Consider the following 25,309-nt stretch of genomic DNA (forward strand, 5'->3'; position numbering starts at 1 on the left):
AAAAGCATGTATAACCGTAGCGGCACTCAGGCCTATGCACAGGTCAGTTTGGAAAGCGGCGTGATGAGCGCCAGCCCGCATCAGTTAATCGTGATGCTTTTCGACGGGGCGCTTAGCGCCCTGTTACGCGCACGGATACTGATGAACCAGGGTGATATCGCCGGCAAGGGTCAGGCACTGTCAAAGGCCATCAATATTATTGATAACGGCCTGAAGGGCGGTCTCGACCACCAGCAAGGTGGTGAAATGGCCGATAATCTGGCAGCGCTGTATGACTATATGAAGCGGCGCTTGATGCAAGCCAATCTGCACAATGATGAAGCAGCGATCACCGAAGTCGTCAAACTGCTGGAAAATATTGCTGACGCCTGGCGCCAAATTGGCCCTAATTATCACCCTTCTCAGGACGCCGTGTAATGGAACGTCAACAGCAGTTGTTAGCCGCCTATCAACAAATTTTCACCCTGAGTAGCCATATGATTGTATTGGCGCAGACCGGCCGGTGGGAAGAACTGGTCGAACAGGAACTGGCCTATGTGACGGCGGTAGAAAAAACCGCCGCCTTTACCGGGCAGGCTGGCCCGTCAATGGCGCTACAGGAATTGCTGCATCATAAGTTGCAGCAAATTCTGGACAACGAAACCGAATTGAAACGTTTGCTGCAACAACGCATGGACCAATTGAAAGAATTGATTGGCCAATCAACGCGCCAAAACGTGGTCAACAGCACTTACGGTCAGTTTCACGATCGCGCTCTGCTGTTAGGAGAGCCACAAATCAGGTGAAACCGTGACAATAACGGCGACGTTGGAATAAATAGCAGCATGTACTATTATTCCCCGGTTAAGTCAGGATATTAATCCATGGCATTTGAATTATTCAGATAATGGGTAATTAGTAAAAATGCACAATTTGAGCCATGCTCTCACTTTCACGGATAAGCATCACTCCAACACGGACGTTTTCTGTTCAGCAGGAAATTTATTTTTGATAGATAAAACACGCCGCTGTGCTTCACAGCATATGGAAAAATGTTGCTCCAACGCCCATCAAAGCGTAAAGATATTCACAGATAATGGCTGCGAAATGAATATCGATGGAACGTACAATTAATATTTGTCCTGGAATTGGTGCATCGGCACACATCATTCAGCATACTGAATTATTATTCCCTTCAGTTTATTTTGAGCAACCACATCTGTACCTGGTACAACAAGGCCACAAGCGCATACGTTGGCAACAGCGAGAAATCGTAGCTCATGCGGGCGAATTGTTGATTATCGACGGAGGCCAAACCGTAGATATAATTAACGGCCCTTCAAATGATGGGGTTTTTAGTTGCCAGTTGCTAACCTGTGACCCACAGCTGTTCACGGCACAGCCGGGCGCCGTTGAAACAACATCCTCGACACCCTTCGATGCGGTGCTGGCGTTACGCAACCTACCTTGTGCCTTGATGCACAGTTTTGAGACCACCAGCCTGGCGCTGGCACTAAAACACCGTTTCCCAACGGCGATCATTCGCCACAAAATGCTAGAAATTCTACTCTGGTTAAAACAATTCAATATCAACTTTATACACAATGAAGCCAGGAATTTAACCCAACGGGTGCGCCGCTGTCTGGCGACCGATCCCCATAATATCTGGACGGCGGCTGAGGTAGCGGAAACATTGTCGATGAGTGAAGTAATGCTACGACGCAAGCTGTCGGCAGAGAACACATCACTGCGTAATCTGATGATCGACGTGCGTATGAGCAGCGCATTGGCGCTCCTGCAATCTACCGATTGGCCGATATCCGTCATCGCCCAGCACGTAGGTTATGAAAGCTCTTCGCGGTTCGCCGAACGTTTCCGTAAGCGTTTCGGTTTTGCTCCCACGGCAGTTCGTGGACATCAACGCGCAATGGAACCCAGTGCGATTCGCCCCGATCACTTCAGCATGATGCAAGAACAGGAGTGATAGCCGCAGGCGTAAATTAAATCATTGAACAATGAGATCGTCGTTTACGTAAACAGGATTAGCGCAAAACGACCAGGTGGGATAGCATCAGCAAAGCATTAAAACTGTCAGAAGTGAATAGGCCATGCTCAACGAAAAACTGCTGTTTTCCCTGGTTGTGTTACTGCTCGGCATGTGGATTCTTGGCTTACTGTATGAAGAAGAAGCCATGCGAATGCTGGCGGGGAAATAAAACAGCAAGGCCACGAACGTGGCCCCAATTGTTTTAACTTTGTTTAATTAAAATGCTTATTAATACAGTTAAAACGATAAGTATTAAAATACTTAACAACCGCCATCTACGTTCACTTTTACCGCTCATTATCTTACCTGGTAATTGAAAGGTCTTTACACCCTAAAATTATAATCCAGCGATCAACGTGACAATTTGCGCTACATCGTGGTTTATGCCCTTCTACTCCGTCGATTGATGCACATTACGTTGCAATAACGCCATTAGCATGCAAGTGATTCTTCAAAATGACATTACTAAAACACGGGCATCTTCCGGCAATCAAGGCGCTATAAGGGCCAATCTGGCGGGAAGTTGCGCCACTAATTGGTCTATCGCCAGTCTGACTTTTAACGGTTGGTAAGCGGCATGAGGCCAGACGGCATTGACGGGGAAATCGACACTGTCATAGCTGCGCATTATCGCCACCAAGCGACCTTCAACAACGTGCTCACGGGCCAGCCAATACGGCAGCCAAGCCACGCCAGCCCCACTTACAGCAGCATTGGTAACAGCTTGCATGTCGTCCATCAGGATTCTTGCCTGCGGCCTTATTTCTTGCAGACGGTTGTCGTCGTCCCTAAGTTGCCATTTCTGGACAATACCCGCACGTAAATACCCTACTGTCTGATGTTGACTGAGATCGTGTAACGACCGCGGTTCGCCACAGCGCTGTAAATAGGCCGATGACGCACAAAATGTCATGCCGTGGTGGCCTAACTGCCGGCCTACCAGACTACTGCTGTCAGGCAACGCACCAATACGAATAGCCAGATCAAACCCTTCGTCGATCAAATCCACAGTTCGATCGCTAAAGGACAGTTCCAGCGTCAATTGCGGATGCTGTAGCGCCAGTTCCGTCAGCAACGGCGCTATGCACAAATGGCCGAACAACACGGGCATTGACACACGCAACCTGCCGCTGGCTTGCACTTTACCGCTATCGAGCAAGGCTTCAGCATTGTTAAGCGTCGCCAGTGCCTGTCGGCAATGCTCATAAAACAGCACCCCCTCATCCGTCAGACTTTGGCTACGTGTTGTGCGCAGGAAAAGCATGACCCCCAGCCGTTCCTCCAACCGAGAGATAATTTTACTGATGGCAGAGCGTGTCAGATGCAGTTTTTCAGCGGCATTAGCGAAGCTGCCTGCTTCCGCTACGGCGACAAATACCGGGATCCCACTCAGTTCAGTTCTCACCTTATTGCTTCCTTTTTGGAATCAATGATGTGAAACACTATCACCACTGGTGAATATTCAGCAATGCTAACATGCATTATCTCGAACACCCCAACGGCCCAACTGACACATTGGGGCTTATTCAGACCATCATCAGGAAAAGATCATGAATAATATATTGGTACTCAAATCCAGCATCATGGGCGAACAATCCCACACAAATAGACTGATCGATACCTTCTTGAACGAACGCAACACCAAGGGTGTTTCAGGATAACGTCGTAATACGCGATTTGGTTTCGCTCGACTTACCCGTGCTGGACGCCGAATTGTTCGGTGCATTACGTGGCAGTGAAACCCTAAGCGCACGGGCCAAAGATGTCGTGGCGCTCTCGGACCAATTAATTGCCGAGCTTAAGGCCAGTGATTTGGTGGTGATTGGTGCGCCGATGTACAACCACAACGTACCAACACATTTAAAAAATTGGTTTGATTTGGTGGCGCGAGCCCGTGTGACATTCAACTATACGGCGACTTATCCGGTCGGTTTGGTCGAAGGCGTGCGTGCCTTGGTGATCAGTTCCCGTGGCGGTATACATGTGGGTAGAGAAACCGATGCGGTTACACCCTACCTGCGTTCCGTTTTAGGCTTGATGGGGATCAGTGAAGTGCAATTCGTTTATGCGGAAGGCCTGGATATGAAACCACATGGGCGAGGCCAGGGTATGGAAAGTGCTCGTCATCAACTTGCCGCGCTACTTTCTTAATCGTCCTCTCCGATAAATCATGGCCTCAAACACGAGGCCATGCCCATCACACCGCCATATTCATTATTTCCTGGTAGGCGGAAACCAACTTATTACGCACTTGCACACCCATCTGTAGTGAGACGGATGATTTTTGCAAATCAACCATGACGTCATTTAGGCTAATGCCCGGGACGCCCACTTCGAAATCTTGCGCCTGTTTGCGCGCGGCCTGCTGGGTATCGCTGATCTTGCCGATCGCGGCTTTCAGTTCACTGGCAAAATTAACGCCTTGTGCCGACGCACCTTGCCCCATTGACCCAGCCTGAATCGCTGTGGCCTGCAATTGCTGCAATACCCCTTCAATGCCCTGAATTGCCATTCTGACCTCATATACGCGTCATACTTCGAGCCGCCTCGATGCAACTCGAACTATTTTAGATATAAACATAATGCTGCCGGCCCTTATGACGACAGGCACTACTTTGATGATCCACACCCTATCACAGCGTTTTTATCCTAAAGCCGCTAATTAACTGCAAAAAACCCGGCTTATCGGGCCATCAAAATTCCCCTCAAGGGCAAATAATGGCATGCCCAGAAATGGGAGCGCCGCTATTCAGAAGAAATGTGTATCAGGGAGTCTGTTTTGTCACACAACGCTAACCACATCGTTCATCAGCCTGGCAGGGAGCTACGCCGTGGCCCGCACCGGATCCTGAGCGTCATTGAAGGACACTGGCTAAAATGAGTGCTTCAATTACCGCCACCGAAAGCCGCGATAATGGCCTGCAAGCCATGTGGAATCGTCTGCGCGCCAACCCCAAAATCCCACTGCTGATTGCCGCTTCCGCTGCCATCGCCATTGTGGTCGCGCTGCTGTTATGGGTAAAAAGTCCAGACTACCGCGTTCTGTACAGCAACATTAACGATCGCGACGGCGGAGCCATCGTCACTCAACTGACGCAAATGAATATCCCTTACCGCTTCGCCGAAAACGGCGCAGCGCTGCTGATCCCCGCCGATAAAGTGCATGAAACCCGTTTACGCTTGGCACAATTGGGCCTGCCTAAAGGGGGAGCCGTAGGCTTCGAACTGCTGGATCAGGAAAAATTCGGCATCAGCCAGTTCAGCGAGCAAATCAACTACCAGCGTGCGCTGGAAGGTGAACTGTCACGCACCATCGAATCACTGGGACCGGTACAAAACGCCCGAGTGCATTTGGCTTTGCCAAAACCTTCGTTGTTTGTTCGTGAGCAAAAATCGCCTTCCGCGTCGGTGACACTGACGCTACAACCCGGCCGCGCATTAGATGACGGCCAGATCAACGCTATCGTTTATATGATTTCAAGCAGCGTTGCTGGTTTGCCGCCGGGCAACGTTACGGTGGTCGATCAATCAGGTCGCCTGCTGACCCAGTCTGACGGCGCCGGTCGCGATCTGAACGCGGCACAGCTGAAATATGCCAACGAAGTAGAAAACCGCTACCAACGACGGATCGAAGCCATTCTGGCACCGATGGTCGGCAGCGCCAACGTGCGTGCCCAGGTCACCGCGCAGATCGATTTTGCGACCCGCGAGCAAACTGACGAAGAATACCAACCGAATCAGCTACCGAATAAAGCCGCTGTACGCTCGAAGCAAATGAGCCAAAGCGATCAAATTGGTGGGCCACAAGTCGGCGGCGTACCGGGTGCTCTGTCGAATCAACCTAGTGCCCCCGCTGTTGCCCCGATTGAAACCGCTAAACCGGCTGCCGCTGGCAATAACGCCAACACTGCCAATACTGCCGCGCCACGCAGTGCTGCTACTGGGCCGCAGAATAGCCGTCACGATGAAACCACCAACTACGAGGTCGATCGCACCATTCGCCATACCCAGCAAAAAGCCGGGACGGTGCAGCGGCTGTCGGTTGCGGTGGTGGTCAACTACAGCGGCACGGATAAAAATGGCAAGCCATTACCGATGAGCAAAGATCAGTTGGCGCAGATCGAATCCCTGGTGCGTGAATCCATGGGCTTCTCCAGTGCCCGTGGCGATACCCTTAATGTGGTCAACGCACCGTTCACTGATAACGAAGTCACTGGTGGTGAGCTGCCATTCTGGCAAAGCCAGTCATTTATCGATCGTCTGTTCGACGCGGGCCGCTATCTGCTGGTACTGCTGGTCGCTTGGCTGCTTTGGCGCAAGCTGGTACGGCCGCAACTGCAAAATCGTCAGGCTGTGCAAAAGGCCGCGCTTGCCGCCGCCAATGCGCCAATGGTTAAACCAGCCGACAGCACGAAACAGAGTAATGAGGAGCTGGCGCAGCACCGTAAATCGCAGCAGCGCGTCAGTGCAGAAGTCCAGAGCCAGCGGATCCGCGATCTGGCTGATAAAGACCCGCGTGTGGTCGCTCTGGTAATCCGCCAATGGATGAGTAACGAACTATGAGTCTGACCGGAACCGAAAAAAGCGCCATCCTGTTGATGACGCTGGGTGAAGATCGCGCCGCCGAGGTGTTTAAACACCTCTCCTCGCGTGAAGTCCAGCAGTTGAGTGGCACCATGGCCAGCATGAGTCAGGTATCGCACAAGCAGTTGCACGAAATACTGCGCGAGTTTGAAGATGACGCCGAACAATATGCAGCGCTGAGCGTTAACGCGAGCGACTACCTACGTTCTGTGCTGGTCAAAGCGTTGGGTGAAGAGCGTGCTTCAAGCCTGTTGGAGGATATTCTCGAATCTCGCGAGACCACCACCGGCATGGAAACACTGAACTTTATGGAGCCGATGAGCGCCGCCGATCTGATCCGCGACGAACACCCACAAATCATCGCGACCATTTTGGTTCACCTGAAACGGGGTCAGGCGGCAGACATTTTGGCGCTGTTCGACGAGCGACTGCGCAACGACGTGATGTTGCGTATCGCCACTTTCGGTGGTGTACAGCCGGCAGCGCTGGCGGAACTGACCGAAGTTCTGAACAACTTGCTCGATGGTCAAAACCTCAAGCGCAGCAAAATGGGCGGGGTACGTACCGCAGCCGAGATCATCAACCTGATGAAAACGCAGCAGGAAGAAGCCGTTATCGACGCTATGCGCGAGTACGACGGTGAGCTGGCGCAGAAAATTATCGACGAGATGTTCCTGTTCGAAAACCTGGTGGAAGTCGACGATCGCAGTATCCAGCGCCTGTTGCAGGAAGTGGAAGGCGAATCCTTGCTGGTTGCGCTCAAAGGCGCGGAACAGCCGCTGCGCGAGAAGTTCCTCAAAAACATGTCGCAACGCGCCGCCGACATTCTGCGCGACGATCTGGCCAACCGTGGCCCGGTACGCATGTCGCAGGTAGAGAACGAACAGAAAGCCATCCTGTTGGTGGTTCGCCGTTTGGCAGAAACCGGCGAAATGATTATCGGCGGTGGCGAGGACACCTATGTCTGATCGCATTAACACCCTGCCCTGGCAGCCATGGTCGCTTAATGATCTGAATGAACCCAAGCCAGAGATCGCCCCGTTGCCGGTGGCGGAAACTTACAGTATTCCAATGGACGACACTGTCGTCCAGGAACAGCAATTGGCCCAGTTGCGCTTGCAGGCAGAGCAGCAGGGCCAGCAGCTTGGCTATGCTGACGGCCACCAAAAGGGTTACGACGCAGGATTTCAGGCCGGAATGGAAGAAGGTCGTCAGCAGGGTTTGCTGGAGGCACAACAGCAGCAACAGCCTCTGACCGCCCACTGGCAACAACTGGTGACCGAATTTCAGCACACGCTGGACGCGCTCGATAGCGTTATCGCCTCGCGTCTTATGCAATTGGCGTTGACCGCCGCCAAGCAGGTGCTCGGTCAGCCGCCCGTGTGTGACGGGACCGCCCTGCTGGCGCAAATCCAGCAGTTGATCCAACAAGAACCGATGTTCAGTGGCAAACCGCAGTTACGTGTTCATCCAGATGATTATCAGCGGATAGAGCAACAATTAGGCGCGACGCTCAGCCTGCACGGCTGGCGACTGCTGGCTGATGGCCAATTACACCCAGGTGGTTGCAAGGTCAGTGCCGATGAAGGCGACCTCGACGCCAGCCTGGCAACACGCTGGCATGAACTCTGCCGCCTTGCCGCACCGGGAGACGTGTAATGACCCTGCGCCTCGGCCGCTGGCTGACGTCACTGGACACGCTGGAAAAACGCATCGCGCACACCCCGACGGTACGTCGCTATGGCCGTCTGACACGCGCTACCGGGTTGGTACTCGAAGCCACCGGGCTGCAATTGCCGATAGGCGCTACCTGCCTGATCGAACGTCACGACGCCGGTGAAGTTCAGGAAGTGGAAAGCGAAGTGGTCGGTTTTAACGGTCAGCGGCTGTTCCTGATGCCTTTGGAAGAAGTGGAAGGCATTGTCCCTGGCGCCCGGGTTTATGCCCGGGTCTCGTCGGAAGGGCAAAGTGCCAGCAAACAATTGCCACTTGGGCCGGCATTACTGGGACGCGTGCTCGACGGTAGCGCCAAACCGCTCGACGGCCTACCGGCCCCGGAAACCGGCTATCGCGCGCCCTTGATCACTGCCCCGTTCAACCCACTGCAACGTACGCCGATCGAACAGGTGCTGGACGTCGGCGTACGCACCATCAATGGCCTGTTGACCGTCGGTCGCGGCCAACGTATGGGTCTGTTTGCCGGTTCCGGCGTGGGGAAAAGCGTACTGCTGGGCATGATGGCGCGTTACACCCAGGCCGATGTGATCGTCGTCGGCCTCATCGGTGAACGCGGCCGCGAGGTCAAAGACTTTATCGAAAACATTCTTGGCCCTGAAGGTCGAGCACGTTCGGTAGTCATTGCCGCACCGGCGGATGTTTCCCCTTTACTGCGTATGCAAGGGGCCGCCTACGCCACCCGTATCGCCGAAGACTTCCGCGATCGTGGCCAACACGTACTGCTGATTATGGATTCGCTAACCCGTTATGCCATGGCGCAGCGTGAGATCGCCCTGGCTATCGGCGAACCTCCGGCAACCAAAGGCTATCCACCGTCCGTCTTTGCCAAATTGCCGGCACTGGTCGAACGTGCCGGTAACGGCATTAGCGGCGGGGGATCAATTACCGCCTTTTATACCGTGCTGACCGAGGGCGATGACCAGCAGGATCCGATTGCCGATTCGGCGCGTGCCATTCTTGACGGGCACGTCGTGCTATCGCGACGGCTTGCCGAAGCCGGTCACTACCCGGCGATCGACATTGAAGCCTCGATCAGCCGTGCCATGACGTCACTGATTGACGACGAGCACTACCGCCGGGTACGCAACTTCAAACAGATGCTGGCCAGCTATCAGCGTAACCGTGACTTGATCAGCGTCGGTGCCTACGTCGCAGGCAGCGATCCACTGCTGGATAAAGCCATGACGCTGTATCCGCAGATGGAGGCCTATCTGCAGCAGGGTATTTTCGAACGCAGCGGTTACGACGACGCCTGCCAACAGCTACAACAGTTGATCGTTTAACGTCACTAAAGGCGCAAATCCGATGAAACCACAGTCACCCCTCATTACCCTGCGCGATCTGGCGCAGGATGCGGTGGAACAGGCAACGCAGCAATTGGGCCAGGTACGCAAGGCACAACAAGCCGCTGAACAGCAGCTTTCCATGCTGCTCAATTATCAGGATGAGTACCGACAGAAGCTGAATAACCAACTGAGTGGCGGCATGGAGTCGTCCAATTGGCAGAACTACCAGCAGTTTATCGGCACGCTGGAACAGGCCATTACCCAACATCGACAACAACTGACGCAGTGGGGGCAGAAGGTGGACCACGCCATGAAACAGTGGCAGGACAAACAGCAGCGGCTGAATGCCTTCGAAACCCTGCACAGCCGCGCCCAAAGCGCGGAGCAGCAGTTGGAGAACAAACGGGATCAAAAACTGATGGATGAGTTCGCTCAACGCAGTGCACAAAGGAATCTACATCAATGAACCTCAACGCTTTGCCAGGCATATCGACCCAGAGCGATACAGGCTTACTGCCGGACACGCAGCTGTCGTTGGACGAGTCGTCACTCTCCTCCGCCTTTGCCCAATTGCTCGGTGCTCGCGTACTGCCTGCCGATAAGTCTGCAGGAAAACTGTCACCCATGGCACTGAGCGCAGAAGATGAATCAGCACCGCTCAGCCGCAACCAATTGACTCAGCTACTGGCCGCATTCGGCGAGCGAGATGGGCTTATTGCGCCGTCGTTACTAAGTGACAGTCCGCAGTTGGCGAGCGACACCAGCGAAGATCTCCCGTCTAGTCAGCCGTCTCAAGACGCCGCTCTGCGGCCTGCCGGTGAGATTGACGCCGCCACACTGCAAGCCCTGTTTGCCATGCTGCCCATGGCCGCTCCCCCTTCTGCACCGGACACTGCCAAACTGACCATTGAAGGTGACCCGGATGCCACTCAACCTGCCGCACTGGGTCAACAATCTGACGCCTCTGGTAGCCCGATAACCAACGCACAGAAAACCGCGACAACGCTGACCAAAGAGTCACCACATGTTGAAAGCCGTGCTGAGAACATCCCGCAACAGACAGCCTCAGCCGCAATCCATGACAAGATGGATACCGCCTCGCTGAAATTCAGCGCAGATACGCAACCTCAGGCCCAGCTCAATCCTCATATGGCACCACCAGTGTCCAGCCCGGTAGCCGCGCCCGCACCAGCCACTTCGCTGGTCACTGCCCCACCAACACCTCAGTTGAACGCTCAACTTGGCAGCCCAGAATGGCAACAGGCTTTGAATCAGCAAGTGTTGATGTTCCATCGTAACGGCCAGCAAAGTGCCGAACTGCGGTTGCATCCGCAAGAGCTGGGGGCGCTGCAAATCACCCTCAAGCTCGATGACAATCAGGCGCACCTGCACATTGCCTCTGCGCACGGCCAGGTACGCTCCGCCGTCGAAGCCGCCCTTCCCCAACTGCGTCATGCATTGGCCGAGAGCGGCATCAATCTGGGGCAAAGCAGCGTCGGGGGGGAGTCCACACCTCAGTGGCAACAGGCACAGCAACAACATGCAGAGCAACAGGGCCGATCGGATTACCGCGATCGCCACGGTGACAGCAATCTGACCGCCGATGCTCTCAGTGCCCCGGTGGAATTGCAGTCCATGGCCCGCGCAGTCAGTGGCGTTGATATTTTCGCCTGAGTCACTGCAAACGTCCAAGCTGGCACGCTTTTCTCTGTCTATTCTGGCTATTGCGCGCCGGAATAGACGCGATAATACCGTTACATGTCATGCGTGTGGCTTTTGCGCGCGCTATGCCCGATGGTTTTCAGGGTTCGTTCAACATGGCGGTCACTTGCAAAACCAAAACAGGAATTTGATTTAGCTATGTCTCAAAATACCCTACCGGCAGCACCAAAACGCTCCCTTCTGGTCATCCTGCTGGTGTTGATCGCCGTCGTCACCAGCGGCGCGGCCGGTTATAGCTGGTGGCAACTCAAGCAGCACCAGAGCGGCGCGCAGCCTGCCGCCAAACCACAACCCCCGGCCGCACCGGTATTTATGCCGCTGGACACGTTCACCGTCAATCTGATGACGCCCGATAACAACCCCGATCGCGTGTTGTATATCGGTCTGACATTACGTTTGCCGGACGAAAATACTCGCCGCCAACTGAACGATTTTCTGCCCGAGGTGCGCAGTCGTCTGCTGATGCTGCTGTCTCGTCAGGAAGCGGGCCAACTGAGCAGCGAACAAGGGAAGCAGCAACTGGTGGCGCAGATTAAGGACGTGCTTAGCCCGCCGCTGGTTAAGGGACAACCGAAGCAGGTGGTCAGCGATGTGCTGTTCACTGCCTTCATATTGCGGTAATCACTATGGGCGACAGCATTCTTTCACAGGCAGAGATCGACGCCTTGCTCAACGGCGACAGCGCGGGTGATGAACCCGAAGCCGTCACCAGCAACGAGAGCGAGGTCAAGCCGTACGATCCGACCACCCAGCGCCGCGTGGTACGCGAGCGTCTGCACGCGCTGGAAATCATCAATGAACGTTTTGCCCGGCAGTTCCGCATGGGGTTGTTCAACCTGCTGCGTCGTAGCCCGGACATCACCGTCGGCCCGATCAAGATCCAGCCGTATCACGAATTTGCCCGTAATCTGCCGGTGCCGACCAACCTCAACCTGGTGCACCTGAACCCGCTGCGTGGCACAGCATTATTCGTGTTCGCACCGAGTCTGGTTTTTATCGCTGTCGATAACCTGTTCGGCGGCGACGGACGCTTTCCAACGAAAGTGGAAGGCCGCGAGTTTACACCCACTGAACAGCGGGTGATTAAGCGCATGCTACGCCTGGCTCTGGATGCTTACGGCGACGCCTGGAGCGCGATTTACAAGATTAATGTGGAATACGTTCGTGCTGAAATGCAGGTGAAATTCACCAATATCACCACCTCACCGAACGACATTGTGGTTACCACGCCGTTCCAGGTGGAGATCGGTGCGCTGAGCGGTGAGTTCAATATCTGTATTCCGTTTGCAATGATCGAACCGCTCCGCGAACTGCTCACCAACCCGCCGTTGGAAAACTCACGGCAGGAAGACAGCCACTGGCGTGAAACATTGGTGAAGCAGGTACAGCATTCCGAACTGGAACTGATTGCCAACTTCGTCGATATCCCAATGCGGCTGTCGAAGATCCTGAAGTTGCAGCCAGGGGACGTATTACCGATTGATAAACCGGACCGCCTGATTGCCCACGTGGACGGCGTACCGGTTCTGACCAGCCAATATGGCACGTTAAACGGGCAATACGCCCTGCGTGTTGAACATTTGATTAACCCTATTTTGAATGCTCTGAGTGAGGAACAGCCCAAATGAGTGATCCTAAGCAACCGTCTGGCGAAGGAAAGGAATCCGTGGACGATCTGTGGGCTGATGCGTTTAACGAACAGCAAGCTACTGAAAAAACGTCTGCGAGTGACGCCGTGTTTAAATCGCTGGAACCGCAGGATGCAAGCGGCAGCCTGCAGGATATCGATCTGATCCTGGACATCCCGGTCAAATTGACCGTCGAACTGGGCCGCACCAAAATGACCATTAAAGAGCTGCTACGTCTGTCGCAGGGATCTGTCGTGGCGTTGGACGGGCTGGCGGGTGAACCGCTGGATATTATGATCAACGGTTATCTGATTGCCCAAGGCGAAGTCGTGGTCGTGGCCGACAAGTTTGGCGTGCGCATTACCGACATCATCACTCCTTCTGAGCGCATGCGCCGCCTGAGCCGCTGATGAATCCAAGCACGACCGCGCCTAACGCAGGCACTTTGCAACCTTCCGCGCCGGCACTGCCGGCCGGTTCAGTGCTGATGCAAGTCAGCACTGCGCTTGGCGGTATCCTGTTATTGATCCTGCTGGCCGGTTGGCTTTTCCGTCGTCTGGGGTTTGCCCCACAGGCGCGTAACAGCAAACTGCTTAATCTGCGCGCCAGTTGTCAGGTTGGGCAACGGGAGCGCGTGGTGGTGATCGAGGTGGATAATACCCTGCTGGTGTTGGGCGTCACCGCCCAGCAAATCACCCCTTTACATACCCTGCCCGCGCCACCGCAAGACAGCACCGCAGCCGACACTGCGCCACCGGCTGATTTTCGCCAACTGATGCAAAAAGTTCTGAAACGTCCGGAAAAATCGGCATGAAATTCCTCGTTCCTTATATCGCCTCGTTTGTCCGGGGCAAAAAATGCCTTTACGGAATAGCCACTGCCCTGCTGTTAGCCAGCCCGGCGGCTTTCGCGCAACTGCCTGGGCTGATCAGCCAGCCACTGGCCAATGGCGGCCAAAGCTGGTCATTGCCGGTGCAAACACTGGTGTTGCTGACGTCGCTCAGTTTCCTGCCCGCTATGTTGCTGATGATGACCAGTTTCACCCGCATCATCATTGTCCTTGGGCTGTTACGCAATGCGCTGGGCACCCCGTCAGCACCGCCGAACCAGGTGATGTTGGGACTGGCCTTGTTCCTGACCTTTTTTATCATGTCACCGGTGTTCGACAAGGTCTATCAGGACGCTTATTTGCCGTTCAGTCAGGATAAAATCGGTTTGGATGTGGCCCTGGATAAAGGTTCACAACCGCTGCGCGAGTTTATGCTGCGTCAAACACGTGAAACCGATCTGGCACTGTACGCCAAACTCGCCAACCAACCACCACTGGCCGGGCCGGAAGCAGTACCTATGCGTATTCTGTTGCCTGCCTACGTCACCAGCGAGCTAAAAACGGCGTTCCAAATTGGTTTCACCGTATTTATTCCCTTCCTGATTATCGATCTGGTGGTCGCCAGCGTCTTGATGGCGTTAGGGATGATGATGGTACCGCCGGCGACCATCTCGCTACCGTTCAAACTGATGTTGTTTGTGCTGGTCGATGGCTGGCAGCTGTTGCTCGGCTCACTGGCGCAAAGTTTTTACTCGTAACCCGGCGCTCACGCCACCTCTGAAGGAAGCATAATGACACCCGAATCGGTCATGGCACTGGGCACCGAAGCGATGAAAGTGGCGCTGGCGCTGGCGGCCCCCATGCTGCTCGCCGCACTGGTCAGCGGCCTGGTGGTCAGCCTGCTGCAGGCCGCCACCCAGATTAACGAAATGACGCTGTCGTTCATTCCAAAAATTCTGGCAGTGGTCGCCACCATCGTGATTGCCGGTCCATGGATGTTGAACCTGCTGCTGGATTATATGCGCACGCTGTTCACTAACCTGCCAAATCTGATTGGTTAATCATGCTCACATTTGACAGCGCGCAGTTTGGCGTCTGGCTAAGCCAATACTTCTGGCCATTGCTGCGTATTCTGGCGCTAATCAGCACCGCACCGGTATTCAGCGAAAAGCAAATCAGCAAGAAGGTCAAGGTTGGTCTGGGCGGGCTGATCGTCATACTGATTGCACCCGGGTTGCCCATCAGTACTGTCCCTATTTTCTCTGTAGCCGGATTGTGGCTGGCGGCTCAGCAAATACTGATCGGTGTAGCGCTGGGCCTGACGATGCAATTTGCCTTCGCGGCGATACGCTTGGCTGGCGAGGTGATCGGCATGCAGATGGGTCTGTCGTTCGCCACCTTCTTTGACCCCAGTGGCGGGCCGAATACGCCGGTCTTGGCGCGGCTACTCAACTTACTGGCCATGTTGCTGTTCCTCAGCTTCAACGGCCACCTGTGGTTGATTTCACTGTTAGTGGACAGTTTTCATACCCTGCCGATCCAGGCCGAGCCTTTGAATGGCAATGGATTTCTGGCGCTCACTCAGGTGGGCTCATTGATTTTCATCAATGGCATGATGCTGGCATTACCGCTGATTTGCCTGTTACTAACGCTGAACCTGGCACTTGGCCTGCTCAATCGCATGACCCCTCAGCTGTCGGTGTTTGTTATCGGTTTCCCGGTCACCATGACGATTGGCATTATGACCATAGGCATGATGATGCCGATGTTAGCGCCATTTTGTGAGCACCTTTTCGGCGAATTCTTTGATCGTCTGGCCGATGTTCTCAGCAACATGACGCCTTAACGTCATCCTACTTATGCGGCTTAACGGCCGCTCCTCTCCGAACAAACTGGCAGTAAATACCCTTTCTCGCTATAAAAAGTTGAAAAAAACAGATAAACACTATTTGGCTTCGATTATTTTTATTGCCTTGAATAATAAAATACCCCCCTTAGAATGACCTTATTAAATATAAAGCCATCAGTAGAAAACCACCCTACCAATCCGTTAGCCATCACAGAATAAAATAAAGGAGTGAGATTAAATAAAAAAATCCACAGGGAAGTAAAAATAAAAATGGTATTCATCCAGCATCCACAAGGATAAAAATAGTCGCTCACCGGGGTCAGCCGGCGGGGCGGACGCATTTATTATCTGCGGTGTTTTTACCTCTACTCTCAGGAGCATAGAAATGAAAGCGAAAACCAACAGAAGAGCACGTCGAGCTTTGGGCCTGGCACACTGGGCAACCAACCGAATTCAAATTGCACTCTGTCCATCAGCAAATGATGGGAAATGGAAAATGGTTAAAAAGAAAAAATAACCCGGCAGCTATAATTAATTATGGATATATAACATCTGTAATTATTCCTCAGTCCGCAATAAATACCTTGGCGTTTCCCAACGTTAAATAAGGCGGATGTGACACATCTATTTTGTGTGTCTGTCGAAAAAAAGGCACGTCACTCAAACCTTAGTGGGGGAAAGAGTGACGTGCCAAAAAAGTGCGCCCGGTTTCAAGAATCCCCTTCCCCTGTGTTACAGCGATAAGGTCTTCTAAGCACACCCAAAGAGTGCCCCTTCGTCTCTCTAGCTTTAGCTTGAGAGACAAAGGGTATGGTTGGTTCTCTACTTCAACGTGAAAAACGACGGGAATTAGCGGTTCATTTGGAACAGCGACATACCCTGCATGTCGCCGAAGGTCTTGTATGATGCCTGCAACGCGGCCTGTTGCATAAAGTAAGCTGAGATCGACTCAGCCAGATCCGCGTCCGTCAGTGCACTCATCTGAATTTGAGTGGACATGTCGCGCTCTTTACCGATGCTGTCCAACTGATCCATCTCTTGCAATTGGCTGCCCAGTTCGGCACGCACGCTAAGCACCTTATTGTAGGAGTTGTCCATGCCGCGGTTAGCCTTGGCCAGGGCATCGGTCACCTGTTGCTTGGTGGCATCGTCTGCGTCCTGCAGCGGTGTTTTTAACGCTTTCAATGCAATGTCGATGCTCTCGAAGACGTTGGAAACTGGCGCGCTGCCGTCCGGTTCAGGTTTCGGGTTACTGGTCAGCGACATGAACACCTCGTTACCAGGATGTCCGATGGTCATGGTACGGTTAGCGTCCACCTTCTGCTGGACCGCCTTGTCGCCGCCTTTGTAGCTCACAGTGCCGCCTTCATCGACAAACGGCGCCTTGTCATTCACATAACCGCCGAACATGTAGTTGCCGTTGCCATCGGTGCTGTTGGCCTGATTGAGCAACTGATCTTTCAGTCCCTGCAATTGAGTAGCCAGTGAATCACGATCGTTATCGCTTTCGGTGCCGCCAGCGTTGACGATCAACGATTTGATATCGGCGATAGTGGATGTGGCGCCAGCCAGCACGGTTTCTTCCATCGACACGTTCTGACGGGCAAAAGTGCGCGCCAGCGTATACTGGTTATTCTCAGCCTGGGACTGCGACAACATCACCGCCTGCGATGCCGCCAGCGGATCGTCGGATGGATTGATCACCCGTTTGCCCGTCGACAACTGTTCAGCAGCCTTCATAAACAGCGACTGGTTGCCAGTGATGCCGGACATGTTTTGTTGATACATCATGCTGGTACTCATGCGCATGCTGTAGGTTCCTCAAAATGAGCGGCCGACCTCCGTGTCAGAGGCCGGACTGCGGTTAAATCAACGGATGCTTAACAAGGTGTCAAACAGGGAGCTGGCGGTTTCAACCACCTTCGCGTTAGCCATGTAATATTGCTGGAAACGCAACAGCTCACCGTACTCTTCGTCCAGGTTGACGCCTGAAATCGACTGTTGTTGTCTGGCCAATTGCGTGACGATGTTAGCCTGTGAGGTCGTCGCCACTTTGGCTGATGCGGTCTGGTTACCAATACTGCTGACCAAACCGGCGTAGGCGCCGCTAAAGGTCGCTTTACCGTCCACCAACTTCTGGGTTTGCAGATCGATCAGTTTCGTGATGTTTTCATTGTTACCGCGGCCACTGCCTTCTTTATTGGAAGCAGCAATTTTTGAGGTGTCGGTAATGGCGACCTTCAGAGTCCCCGCTACATCACTCACCGGCTTCACGGTAAAGCTGTCTTTAGCCTTAGCGTTGCCGTCAATACCGACCTGCAACCCATCAAAGCTCAGCGTCGGCTTGCCATCGGCATCTGTGCCCGCAGTGGCATTGACCTTGACGTTGTCCGGCAAACGGCTCACCTGCCAATTGCTGCCGTCAAACTCAACGCGATAATCATTAGCTTTCACTTTGCTGGTATCGGTGTAAGACACCGACAATGACGCATCACCGGTATTACGGGTGTTATCCACCACGCGGCCGCCGCCGAAGCTGAAGAAATCGGTACCGGCATCGTCATTCAGATCGAAACCTTCACGGTGCTGCTGGTTAAAGCTGTCCGCTAACGCCAGCGCAATTTGCCCCAGTTGATTACGGGCACCATCCAACGTTTCGCTGCGGAATTTGAGCACACCACTCAGGTTGCCACTGTTAATCTGGCTCTCAGGTACTTCAGTAGCGCCATGGCCACGGTCATACCCCAGGGTCATGCGGGCAGGATCGCTGCTGGAAGGCACCGCCGCTACCTGGTAGGTGGTACTGCCTTGTACCAGTGTCAGGCCGTTGGCAAATGAAACCGTGTAGGCGTCGCCATCTTGCTGAGTCACTTGTACACCAACCACTTTATTCAGGTCCGTCACCAGTTGATCTCGCTGATCCAGCAACGCATTCGGCTCGCCGCCGCTGCCACGCAGACGGGTAATCTCATCGTTCAGGTTAGCGATCTGCTGGCTGTAGCTGTTGATCTGCTGCGCGCTATCACTGATCTGCTGATTAACACCACTGTCCATATCACGCAGATACTTGTCCGTGTTGTTGAACTGGTTAACCAGACCGTTGGCCTTGCCCAGCACGGTTTGACGCGATGCATCGTCGCCAGGATGGCTGACGATATTTTGCAGGTTGGTGAAGAAGTCCTGCATGTTGGTCGACAAGGTGTTGGTTTTGCTCGCCAGCAAGTTGTCGATCTGTGAGATTTTATCGTAGTAAGTGCCCTGCGCTTCCGCATTGCTTTGCGCACTGCGCAGCTGATTAGTGATGAACTGGTTGTATTCGCGATTCACGCTGGTGACGGTCACGCCGTTGCCGATAAAACCGTTCATGGTGCTTAAGCCACCGTTCTGCGCCAGGATGGCAGTCTGGCGGTTATAGCCAACCACGTTGTAGTTGGAAATGTTGTTACTGACGGTACTGAGCGCCACCTGAGCCGCATTCAGCCCGCTCATCGCGGTATTGATTAAGCTATTGGACATAAGAATTCCTTTTGCTGCGGTGCCGGTGGCCCACAGGGTTCAATTAAGCTGCTGAGCCTTTTCGCTCAGCCTGTCTCGGTTATCGGCAAAAAACGGGGAAACTTGATAGGGAATTGCTGGCCTTTATTCATGATTCATCACTTTCGCAAATTCCAAAATCATCAGCGTGCCAACAAAGCACTCCCCGGGAACTGGGCCAGCTACATGACCGGGGGTGACACCCCGGCCATGTGGCCCGTAAGGGATCAGGCCCACAAAGGGGCCGAATAACAACAAACAGCTAACGGCGTAGTAACGTCAAGAATGAAAGGGGTTTAGAACAGATCCTTCAAGTCATGGGTGTAGGCTTTTATTACCTGTTCGCCCGTGTTTTTCATCTGCTGAATGACACTGACCAACTTGTTGGCATATTGTGGGTCAGTGGCGTACCCGGCCCGCTGCAACGCATGTGCCGCCTGTTCAGGACTGCGAGCGTTGGCCACATCGGCATAGCGCGGATTGTTGGTCAGCAGTTTGACGTAGTCGGCCATCGCCTCAACGTAAGACCCGTAAACGCGGAATTTCGCCTTGATTTTCTTCGCCGCCCCCTGTTCAAACTCGGTGGTGGTGATCTCGGTAACCGGGCCGTCCCAGTTGCCGCCCGCCTTAATACCGAACAGGTTATAACTCGGCGTCCCTTCGGCAGTCGGGATCTCGCGTTGACCCCAACCTGACTCCAACGCTGCCTGCGCGACAATCAGCTGATGCGGAATGCCGCTCTGCTGGCTGGCGACACGCGCCGGGATCGACAGACGGGCAACAAAGTTGCCGTTATTTAGCGTCAATGGCGCCGCCGAGGGTGCTTTCGGCACCGCACGGCGGATCATCTGCTCCAGCGCCTGATTTGGCAGCGTTTGCAGCACCTCATTGTCCAACGCCATCGGCGACAAGCCCGCAGTTTCACTCGGCACAGTATTGGCATTGCCCATCTGTTTGACCATCATGTCGGCCAGCCCGAGTCCTTTCTGCGACATCTGCTGGGCGATCTGCTGGTCATACATTGAGGTGTAAAGCCGCGTTTGATCGCTGCTCAACACCCCGTCCTGCGGTAGTGCGGCGCGCATGCTCTTTAGCATCATCTGCACGAACATGCCTTCAACCTGCTGGGCCACCTGTTTCAGGTTACCTTGCGGATCCGCGGCCGCGTCACGCTTCAACCCATTTAGCGCCTGGGCGTCATAGGCCGCGCCCGACATCGCCATCAAATCACCGGCCATCAGATAATTTCCAGCTTAGCGCGCAAGCAACCGGCACTTTGCATCGCCTGTAGGATCGACATCAGATCGATCGGCGTGGCCCCCAGTGCATTCAGCGCACGGATCACGTTGTTCAGGTTGGCACTGGCATTAACCTTTTGCAGCGAGCCACCCTGCTGTTGTACGGAGATCTGGGTATTTGGCGTCACCACCGTCTGCCCGCCGCCAAACGGCGTCGTTGGCTGGCTGACGGTATTTTGTCGATCGACCACCACTGACAAATTGCCCTGCGCTACAGCACAAGAATCCAGGATTACATCGCGATTCATCACGACCGAACCGGTTCGTGAATTGATTATCACCTTGGCGTCAATCGCCCCAACGCTGACGTTAATGTTCTGGATTTCCGCCAGGAAGCGTACTTGTGAGCTGTTGCCCTGTGGCACCAACACCTGAATGGTGCGGGCATCCAACGGTGAAGCGGTACCGCCCCCACGCTGGCGGTTGATAGCGTCACTGATCTGCTGCGCCAGCGTAAAATCTTCATCATTAAGCTGTAGGTTAATCACCCCGCCGGCACCGAAGGTCGTTGGCAGTTCTCGTTCAATGGTCGCGCCATTGCTGATACGGCCACCCGCCAGTTGGTTGACTTGCACGCTGCTACCACCGGCTGATGCGCCAGCGCCCCCGACCAGCACGTTGCCCTGCGCCAATGCATAGACCTGATTATCCACCCCCTTCAGCGGGGTCATCAGCAAAGTGCCGCCACGCAGGCTCTTGGCGTTACCCATTGAGGACACCACCACGTCAATATTCTGCCCGGTACGTGAAAACGGCGGCAACTTGGCGGTGACCATGACGGCCGCCACATTTTTCAGCTGCATATTGGTGCCCGGAGGCACGGTGATGCCCAGTTGCGACAGCATATTGCTCAGGCTCTGGGTGGTGAACGGTGTCTGCATGGTCTGGTCGCCAGAGCCGTCCAGCCCCACAACCAGCCCGTAACCAATCAGGGCGTTATCGCGAACCCCTTGCACCGTAACCAGATCGCGAATGCGCTCTGCCGCCACCGGCAGACTCATTGCGCTAATCAGCAGCGCCATTAGAATTTTATTTAACATTGTGACCTCATTCACCCTACCTAACAGGCATTATTGACGCGGGGCAGTTTGGGGACAGGCAGCGCGGTAGAATGATGCGTACACAGAGTACATCGCCCTTCCGAGCACTGCCCAACCTCAAAATGGCAAGTAAAATAGCCTGTATTTAAAACGGCGAAACATTTAAGAAGAAGCGTTGTAACCAGCCCATGGTCTGCGCCTCATTGATATAGCCGTTACCGACGTATTCAATACGCGCATCCGCCACCTGAGTAGAGGTAACAGAGTTGCTGCCGCTGATGGTGCGCGGGTTGACCACCCCGGAGAAACGAATGAATTCAGTGCCCTGATTGATGGCGATCTGTTTTTCCCCCACCACGTGCAGGTTGCCGTTGACCAAGACCTGGTTAACCGTCACGGTAATGGTGCCGCTGAAGGTATTGTTGGCGTTGGCCCCGCCCTTGCCACCGAAGGTGCTGTCGCCGGAAATGTCCATATCGGCACGTGCATTGCCCAATAAGCCGTCCAGATAACGCGGTGATGTGGCAACGCCGAATTTGCTGGCACCGTTGCGACTGGCGTTGGCGGATGAGCTCTTGCTGGCACTCACGTTTTCCTGTAGCACGATGGTCAGGGTGTCACCAACGTTGCGCGGACGACGATCTTCAAACAGCGGCTGATAGCCGTAGTTCATCGGCTGTACCGTCTGGAAAATAGAACCGTTCGGTACCGGCGCCCCCGCCGGCGCAGGCTGCGCCGTGGTAGTCCCATCCACCAAAGGTTTATGCGGAATGTAAGCGCAGCCGCTCAGCGTCAGCATCATCATTCCCGCCAGCCAGCGTTTTCCCTGCCGCGGCAGGGTTGCCATTGAATATGTGGTTACCACGGGTATCGCCTTTGTTTCACGAAATTGGGGTTACGGGCGCAGCATGCTGCGCCCGTCAATTACAGTTGCGTCAGTTTTTGCAGCATCTGATCGGAGGTCGATACCGCCTTACTGTTGATCTCATAAGCGCGCTGGGTCTGGATCATGTTGACCAACTCTTCCGCCACGTTGACGTTGGAGGTTTCCACATAACCCTGATACAGCAAGCCGGCACCGTTGAGCCCCGGAGTGCTTTCGTTAGGTGCACCTGAGCTTTGGGTTTCCTGATACAGGTTCTCACCGACGCTTTCCAGACCACTGTCGTTTACGAAGGTGGTCAATGTCAGTTGTCCCACCTGCTGAGCGGCGGTTTGCCCCTGCTGTGTGACGCTGACGATGCCATCGCGGCCGACAGTGATACTCAAGGCATTGGCCGGTATGGTGATCGCCGGTTGTACCTGGAAACCGCTGGCGGTCACTAGCTGACCATTCTGATCAATCTGGAACGAACCATCACGGGTATAGGCCTGGCTGCCATCTGGCAACATGACCTGGAAGAAACCCTGCCCCTTGATGGCAACGTCCTTGCTGTTGTTGGTCTGCGACAGGTTACCCTGGCTATGCAGACGTTCGGTCGCCACTGGACGTACGCCGGTGCCGATCTGCAGACCGGAAGGCAGCGTGGTTTGCTCGGAGGATTGCGCCCCCGGCTGACGCATAGTCTGGTACAACAGATCTTCAAACACTGCGCGTTGGCGTTTGAAACCGTTGGTGCTGACGTTAGCCAGGTTGTTGGCGATCACGTCCATATTGGTCTGCTGCGCATCCAGACCGGTTTTGGCAATCCATAACGATGGGATCATTGATTATTTCCTTGCTACTTAGCTCATTGATAACAATGAGTTGGCGCGCTGTTCGTTTTCATCCACGCTGTGGATGACCTTCATTTGCATTTCAAAACGACGGGCGTTGGCGATCATGTCGACCATGGTCTCCATCGGCTTGACGTTACTGCCCTCAAGCACCCCCGGCATGACCCGCACCAGCGGATCGTTCTGCAGTTGGTTGCCACGCTGTTGCCGTGTTTCTGGCGTCAGATGGAACAGACCGTCGTCACCGCGCATCACTTCACGCGCATCAGCTTTCACCAATTTCAGGCGACCTATCTGCGCAATGGTATTAGGTGGGTCGCCAGCATTCAGCGCCGAGATTGTGCCGTCGGCGGCGATAGTGATCTCCGACGACGGAGGGACTTCAATCGGCCCGCCATCGCCCATCAGCGGCATCCCCTGTACCGTCAACTGCCCGGTGGAAGAAACCTGGATGTTACCGTTGCGGGTATAGGCTTCACTGCCGTCCGGCAGACTGACGGCCAGAAAACCGTCCTGTTGCAACGCGACGTCCAGCGGACGCGCGGTGTAGTTCAGCGCCCCCTGGCTCATGTCGGCACCCGGTGTCGAAGCCGTTACCAACGTACGCGTCGCCAGACTCGGGCCGTCTACCGGCACTGCGCGCAGCGCCGACAGCTGGGCACGAAAGCCCGGCGTCGAGGCGTTTGCCAGGTTATTGGCGGTCACCGCCTGCTGGTCCAGCGTCTGCCGTGCCGCACCCATCGCGGTATAAATCGCGTGATCCATAGCTCAATCCTATTAGCGCAGGCTAACCAGCGTTTGCAGGATGGAGTCCTGCGTTTTGATGGTCTGAGCGTTCGACTGATAGTTGCGCTGGGCAACGATCATATTCACCAGCTCCTGGCTGAGATCGACGTTGGACGACTCCAGCGCACCACTGGCCAATTTGCCGAGGCCGCCGCTGCCTGCCAGACCAACACGTGGTTGGCCTGAGGCGCCAGTTTCTTGCCACACGTTATCGCCCTGAGAAGACAAGCCTTCTGGGTTGGAGAAGTTAGCCATCACGATTTGGCCCAGCACCTGAGTCTGCTGGTTGGAGTAGATACCCACTACCGTACCGTCGTTGTTGATCTGGAAGTTGGTATATTCACCTGCCGCATAACCGTCCTGCGAGATCTTACTTATGGAACTTTTGGATACGTTCTGCTGCATGCTGCCCGCGAAGTTAAGGGTGAAGGTTTGCTCCGGTGCACCGTCTTTGGCGACCATCGGAATTTCCATGCTGAATTCACCCGGCGCTCCGTTGGTACTTGTGGTATTAATCAGGTTACCACTGTTACTGAACTCCATGGTGCCAGCGTTGGCCGGTGTCGCGCTGCCGTCCTGGGTGTAAACCTGCCACTTGTTGTCGCCAGTTTTCACAAAGTAGGCGTTGATGTTGTGCGCATTGCCCAGCGAGTCATAGGTGGTCATAGCTGAGACAAAGTTATATGAATCCTGATTGGTCGGATCGAAGGTTTTATGGGTGGGCAGCTCACTGGCAGATGCCAGGTTAGCCACCATGGAACCCGCGGTGGAAGCCTTGGCGTTCATCATGCCTTCAGGAATGCTCAGCGGCACCGGGTTAGCGCCCTGCTGGATGGTCGGCGGCGTACCGGCAGCCGGGTAGCCGGTCAGTTGCAGACCTTGCATGTTGGTCAGGTTACGGTTTTCATCCAGTTTGAACTGGCCGTTACGGGTGTAAAAAATACCGCCGTCCTTGTCCTGCATGCGGAAGAAACCGTTGCCGGTGATGGCCACATCCAGCGCACGGCTCGTGCCGGTGGTGGTGCCGCCCTTAAAGTTCTGGGTGATACCAGACACCTTAACGCCCAGCCCAACCTGCGAACCGGCAAACATGTCGGCAAAAGAAACGCTGCCAGATTTAAAGCCGGAAGTGGCTGAGTTGGCGATGTTGTTACCAATCACGTCCAGGTTGGTTGCTGCCGCGTTTAAGCCGCTTACTGCCTGAGAAAAGGCCATGTCATTCTCCGAATAATGTTTAGGCTTCCATACCCGTCATACTCCAAGCTGCAAGTGTG

27 protein-coding genes and 1 pseudogene are annotated in these 25,309 nt (G+C 54.4%); 18 read left to right on the plus strand and 10 right to left on the minus strand.

Translation table 11 applies throughout. From position 1 onward, the window contains the following. Positions 1–6 precede the first annotated feature (6 nt). The 3 genes from fliS (at position 7) to SGR01S_RS03385 (ending at position 1,963) form a co-directional block, all read left to right on the plus strand. On the plus strand, positions 7–417 hold the full coding sequence (gene fliS, locus SGR01S_RS03375) for a flagellar export chaperone FliS (protein WP_037419056.1): 411 nt from the start codon (positions 7–9) through the stop codon (positions 415–417). Then, positions 417–785: a flagella biosynthesis regulatory protein FliT gene (gene fliT / locus SGR01S_RS03380; RefSeq protein WP_037419054.1), complete on the plus strand. Its 369-nt coding sequence runs from the start codon at positions 417–419 to the stop codon at positions 783–785. Before fliS ends, fliT begins: the two co-directional genes overlap by 1 nt. 311 nt (positions 786–1,096) lie before the next feature. Continuing rightward, complete coding sequence (locus tag SGR01S_RS03385) at positions 1,097–1,963, plus strand: helix-turn-helix transcriptional regulator (protein WP_037419051.1); 867 nt, start codon at positions 1,097–1,099, stop codon at positions 1,961–1,963. A gap of 553 nt (positions 1,964–2,516) precedes the next feature. Here SGR01S_RS03385 and SGR01S_RS03390 read toward each other — a convergent pair. Continuing rightward, complete coding sequence (locus tag SGR01S_RS03390; RefSeq protein WP_061806532.1) at positions 2,517–3,431, minus strand: LysR family transcriptional regulator; 915 nt, start codon at positions 3,429–3,431, stop codon at positions 2,517–2,519. Between the two features lie 145 nt (positions 3,432–3,576). Here SGR01S_RS03390 and SGR01S_RS03395 point away from each other — a divergent pair. After that, positions 3,577–4,177, plus strand: a pseudogene (locus SGR01S_RS03395) (NAD(P)H-dependent oxidoreductase). Positions 4,178–4,223: 46 nt separating this feature from the next. Here the strand turns inward: SGR01S_RS03395 and fliE are convergent. Continuing rightward, a complete protein-coding gene (gene fliE, locus SGR01S_RS03400; protein ID WP_061806533.1) occupies positions 4,224–4,538 on the minus strand; it encodes a flagellar hook-basal body complex protein FliE in 315 nt (104 codons plus the stop codon). A gap of 365 nt (positions 4,539–4,903) precedes the next feature. Here fliE and fliF point away from each other — a divergent pair, with 365 nt between their 5' ends. The 14 genes from fliF to sra all read left to right on the plus strand — a co-directional run bounded on the left by fliF (position 4,904) and on the right by sra (position 16,178). After that, the gene (gene fliF / locus SGR01S_RS03405; RefSeq protein WP_037419040.1) at positions 4,904–6,589 is read left to right on the plus strand and encodes a flagellar basal-body MS-ring/collar protein FliF; all 1,686 of its coding nucleotides are present in this window, start codon (positions 4,904–4,906) and stop codon (positions 6,587–6,589) included. Next, entirely contained in the window at positions 6,586–7,578 is a 993-nt protein-coding gene (gene fliG, locus SGR01S_RS03410; protein ID WP_037419039.1) for a flagellar motor switch protein FliG, read from the plus strand. The genes fliF and fliG overlap by 4 nt, the downstream gene beginning before the upstream one ends. Continuing rightward, a complete protein-coding gene (fliH, locus tag SGR01S_RS03415) occupies positions 7,571–8,269 on the plus strand; it encodes a flagellar assembly protein FliH (RefSeq protein ID WP_037419036.1) in 699 nt (232 codons plus the stop codon). The genes fliG and fliH overlap by 8 nt, the downstream gene beginning before the upstream one ends. Further along, the gene (gene fliI / locus SGR01S_RS03420) at positions 8,269–9,630 is read left to right on the plus strand and encodes a flagellar protein export ATPase FliI (RefSeq protein WP_037419033.1); all 1,362 of its coding nucleotides are present in this window, start codon (positions 8,269–8,271) and stop codon (positions 9,628–9,630) included. The genes fliH and fliI overlap by 1 nt, the downstream gene beginning before the upstream one ends. Positions 9,631–9,652: 22 nt before the next feature. Further along, positions 9,653–10,099 (plus strand): flagellar export protein FliJ, encoded by a 447-nt coding sequence (gene fliJ, locus SGR01S_RS03425; protein WP_037419030.1) that lies wholly within the window; start codon positions 9,653–9,655, stop codon positions 10,097–10,099. Beyond that, entirely contained in the window at positions 10,096–11,307 is a 1,212-nt protein-coding gene (locus tag SGR01S_RS03430) for a flagellar hook-length control protein FliK (protein WP_061806534.1), read from the plus strand. Before fliJ ends, SGR01S_RS03430 begins: the two co-directional genes overlap by 4 nt. Positions 11,308–11,493: 186 nt before the next feature. Then, positions 11,494–11,976, plus strand: a complete 483-nt coding sequence (gene fliL, locus SGR01S_RS03435; RefSeq protein WP_037419023.1) for a flagellar basal body-associated protein FliL — start codon at positions 11,494–11,496, stop codon at positions 11,974–11,976. Positions 11,977–11,981: 5 nt separating this feature from the next. Further along, a complete protein-coding gene (fliM, locus tag SGR01S_RS03440) occupies positions 11,982–12,983 on the plus strand; it encodes a flagellar motor switch protein FliM (RefSeq protein WP_037419020.1) in 1,002 nt (333 codons plus the stop codon). Beyond that, positions 12,980–13,393, plus strand: coding sequence for a flagellar motor switch protein FliN (gene fliN, locus SGR01S_RS03445; RefSeq protein WP_037419017.1), 414 nt, complete (start codon positions 12,980–12,982; stop codon positions 13,391–13,393). The genes fliM and fliN overlap by 4 nt, the downstream gene beginning before the upstream one ends. Beyond that, complete coding sequence (fliO, locus tag SGR01S_RS03450; protein ID WP_037419014.1) at positions 13,393–13,797, plus strand: flagellar biosynthetic protein FliO; 405 nt, start codon at positions 13,393–13,395, stop codon at positions 13,795–13,797. The genes fliN and fliO overlap by 1 nt, the downstream gene beginning before the upstream one ends. Then, complete coding sequence (gene fliP / locus SGR01S_RS03455; RefSeq protein ID WP_061806535.1) at positions 13,794–14,570, plus strand: flagellar type III secretion system pore protein FliP; 777 nt, start codon at positions 13,794–13,796, stop codon at positions 14,568–14,570. Before fliO ends, fliP begins: the two co-directional genes overlap by 4 nt. A gap of 33 nt (positions 14,571–14,603) precedes the next feature. After that, entirely contained in the window at positions 14,604–14,873 is a 270-nt protein-coding gene (gene fliQ, locus SGR01S_RS03460) for a flagellar biosynthesis protein FliQ (protein ID WP_037419012.1), read from the plus strand. Between the two features lie 2 nt (positions 14,874–14,875). Then, positions 14,876–15,658: a flagellar biosynthetic protein FliR gene (fliR, locus tag SGR01S_RS03465; RefSeq protein ID WP_061806536.1), complete on the plus strand. Its 783-nt coding sequence runs from the start codon at positions 14,876–14,878 to the stop codon at positions 15,656–15,658. 388 nt (positions 15,659–16,046) lie between these two features. After that, complete coding sequence (gene sra, locus SGR01S_RS24435) at positions 16,047–16,178, plus strand: stationary-phase-induced ribosome-associated protein (RefSeq protein WP_176573194.1); 132 nt, start codon at positions 16,047–16,049, stop codon at positions 16,176–16,178. 332 nt (positions 16,179–16,510) lie between these two features. Here sra and flgL read toward each other — a convergent pair whose 3' ends face one another. The 8 genes from flgL to flgE all read right to left on the minus strand — a co-directional run bounded on the left by flgL (position 16,511) and on the right by flgE (position 25,250). Continuing rightward, positions 16,511–17,470, minus strand: coding sequence for a flagellar hook-associated protein FlgL (gene flgL, locus SGR01S_RS03470; protein WP_061806537.1), 960 nt, complete (start codon positions 17,468–17,470; stop codon positions 16,511–16,513). Between the two features lie 60 nt (positions 17,471–17,530). Further along, positions 17,531–19,177: a flagellar hook-associated protein FlgK gene (gene flgK, locus SGR01S_RS03475; protein ID WP_061806538.1), complete on the minus strand. Its 1,647-nt coding sequence runs from the start codon at positions 19,175–19,177 to the stop codon at positions 17,531–17,533. A gap of 314 nt (positions 19,178–19,491) precedes the next feature. Next, positions 19,492–20,433 (minus strand): flagellar assembly peptidoglycan hydrolase FlgJ, encoded by a 942-nt coding sequence (flgJ, locus tag SGR01S_RS03480; protein WP_037419000.1) that lies wholly within the window; start codon positions 20,431–20,433, stop codon positions 19,492–19,494. Then, positions 20,433–21,533, minus strand: coding sequence for a flagellar basal body P-ring protein FlgI (locus SGR01S_RS03485; protein WP_037418997.1), 1,101 nt, complete (start codon positions 21,531–21,533; stop codon positions 20,433–20,435). Before SGR01S_RS03485 ends, flgJ begins: the two co-directional genes overlap by 1 nt. 145 nt (positions 21,534–21,678) lie before the next feature. After that, on the minus strand, positions 21,679–22,380 hold the full coding sequence (gene flgH, locus SGR01S_RS03490; protein ID WP_037418995.1) for a flagellar basal body L-ring protein FlgH: 702 nt from the start codon (positions 22,378–22,380) through the stop codon (positions 21,679–21,681). 77 nt (positions 22,381–22,457) lie between these two features. Further along, entirely contained in the window at positions 22,458–23,240 is a 783-nt protein-coding gene (gene flgG / locus SGR01S_RS03495) for a flagellar basal-body rod protein FlgG (protein ID WP_037418992.1), read from the minus strand. An 18-nt stretch (positions 23,241–23,258) separates the two neighbouring features. After that, positions 23,259–24,014, minus strand: coding sequence for a flagellar basal body rod protein FlgF (locus tag SGR01S_RS03500; protein ID WP_061806539.1), 756 nt, complete (start codon positions 24,012–24,014; stop codon positions 23,259–23,261). A 12-nt stretch (positions 24,015–24,026) separates the two neighbouring features. Then, entirely contained in the window at positions 24,027–25,250 is a 1,224-nt protein-coding gene (gene flgE / locus SGR01S_RS03505; RefSeq protein ID WP_061806540.1) for a flagellar hook protein FlgE, read from the minus strand. Positions 25,251–25,309: the final 59 nt, after the last annotated feature.

The organism is Serratia grimesii NBRC 13537, from assembly GCF_001590905.1.
GTDB classification, from domain to species: Bacteria; Pseudomonadota; Gammaproteobacteria; order Enterobacterales; family Enterobacteriaceae; genus Serratia; species Serratia grimesii.

Bases quoted from the DNA above. Each gene is read 5' to 3' on its own strand.
- fliO (WP_037419014.1), top strand. From the start codon at position 13,393: ATGAATCCAAGCACGACCGCGCCTAACGCAGGCACTTTGCAACCTTCC.
- fliN (WP_037419017.1), top strand. From the start codon at position 12,980: ATGAGTGATCCTAAGCAACCGTCTGGCGAAGGAAAGGAATCCGTGGAC.
- flgL (WP_061806537.1), bottom strand. From the start codon at position 17,470: ATGCGCATGAGTACCAGCATGATGTATCAACAAAACATGTCCGGCATC.
- flgH (WP_037418995.1), bottom strand. From the start codon at position 22,380: ATGGCAACCCTGCCGCGGCAGGGAAAACGCTGGCTGGCGGGAATGATG.
- SGR01S_RS03485 (WP_037418997.1), bottom strand. From the start codon at position 21,533: ATGTTAAATAAAATTCTAATGGCGCTGCTGATTAGCGCAATGAGTCTG.
- fliM (WP_037419020.1), top strand. From the start codon at position 11,982: ATGGGCGACAGCATTCTTTCACAGGCAGAGATCGACGCCTTGCTCAAC.
- fliF (WP_037419040.1), top strand. From the start codon at position 4,904: ATGAGTGCTTCAATTACCGCCACCGAAAGCCGCGATAATGGCCTGCAA.
- fliS (WP_037419056.1), top strand. From the start codon at position 7: ATGTATAACCGTAGCGGCACTCAGGCCTATGCACAGGTCAGTTTGGAA.
- fliH (WP_037419036.1), top strand. From the start codon at position 7,571: ATGTCTGATCGCATTAACACCCTGCCCTGGCAGCCATGGTCGCTTAAT.
- fliR (WP_061806536.1), top strand. From the start codon at position 14,876: ATGCTCACATTTGACAGCGCGCAGTTTGGCGTCTGGCTAAGCCAATAC.
- flgJ (WP_037419000.1), bottom strand. From the start codon at position 20,433: ATGGCCGGTGATTTGATGGCGATGTCGGGCGCGGCCTATGACGCCCAG.
- SGR01S_RS03385 (WP_037419051.1), top strand. From the start codon at position 1,097: ATGGAACGTACAATTAATATTTGTCCTGGAATTGGTGCATCGGCACAC.
- sra (WP_176573194.1), top strand. From the start codon at position 16,047: ATGAAAGCGAAAACCAACAGAAGAGCACGTCGAGCTTTGGGCCTGGCA.
- fliQ (WP_037419012.1), top strand. From the start codon at position 14,604: ATGACACCCGAATCGGTCATGGCACTGGGCACCGAAGCGATGAAAGTG.
- flgE (WP_061806540.1), bottom strand. From the start codon at position 25,250: ATGGCCTTTTCTCAGGCAGTAAGCGGCTTAAACGCGGCAGCAACCAAC.
- flgG (WP_037418992.1), bottom strand. From the start codon at position 23,240: ATGATCCCATCGTTATGGATTGCCAAAACCGGTCTGGATGCGCAGCAG.
- fliE (WP_061806533.1), bottom strand. From the start codon at position 4,538: ATGGCAATTCAGGGCATTGAAGGGGTATTGCAGCAATTGCAGGCCACA.
- fliG (WP_037419039.1), top strand. From the start codon at position 6,586: ATGAGTCTGACCGGAACCGAAAAAAGCGCCATCCTGTTGATGACGCTG.
- fliP (WP_061806535.1), top strand. From the start codon at position 13,794: ATGAAATTCCTCGTTCCTTATATCGCCTCGTTTGTCCGGGGCAAAAAA.
- fliJ (WP_037419030.1), top strand. From the start codon at position 9,653: ATGAAACCACAGTCACCCCTCATTACCCTGCGCGATCTGGCGCAGGAT.
- SGR01S_RS03430 (WP_061806534.1), top strand. From the start codon at position 10,096: ATGAACCTCAACGCTTTGCCAGGCATATCGACCCAGAGCGATACAGGC.
- flgK (WP_061806538.1), bottom strand. From the start codon at position 19,177: ATGTCCAATAGCTTAATCAATACCGCGATGAGCGGGCTGAATGCGGCT.
- fliL (WP_037419023.1), top strand. From the start codon at position 11,494: ATGTCTCAAAATACCCTACCGGCAGCACCAAAACGCTCCCTTCTGGTC.
- SGR01S_RS03500 (WP_061806539.1), bottom strand. From the start codon at position 24,014: ATGGATCACGCGATTTATACCGCGATGGGTGCGGCACGGCAGACGCTG.
- fliI (WP_037419033.1), top strand. From the start codon at position 8,269: ATGACCCTGCGCCTCGGCCGCTGGCTGACGTCACTGGACACGCTGGAA.
- fliT (WP_037419054.1), top strand. From the start codon at position 417: ATGGAACGTCAACAGCAGTTGTTAGCCGCCTATCAACAAATTTTCACC.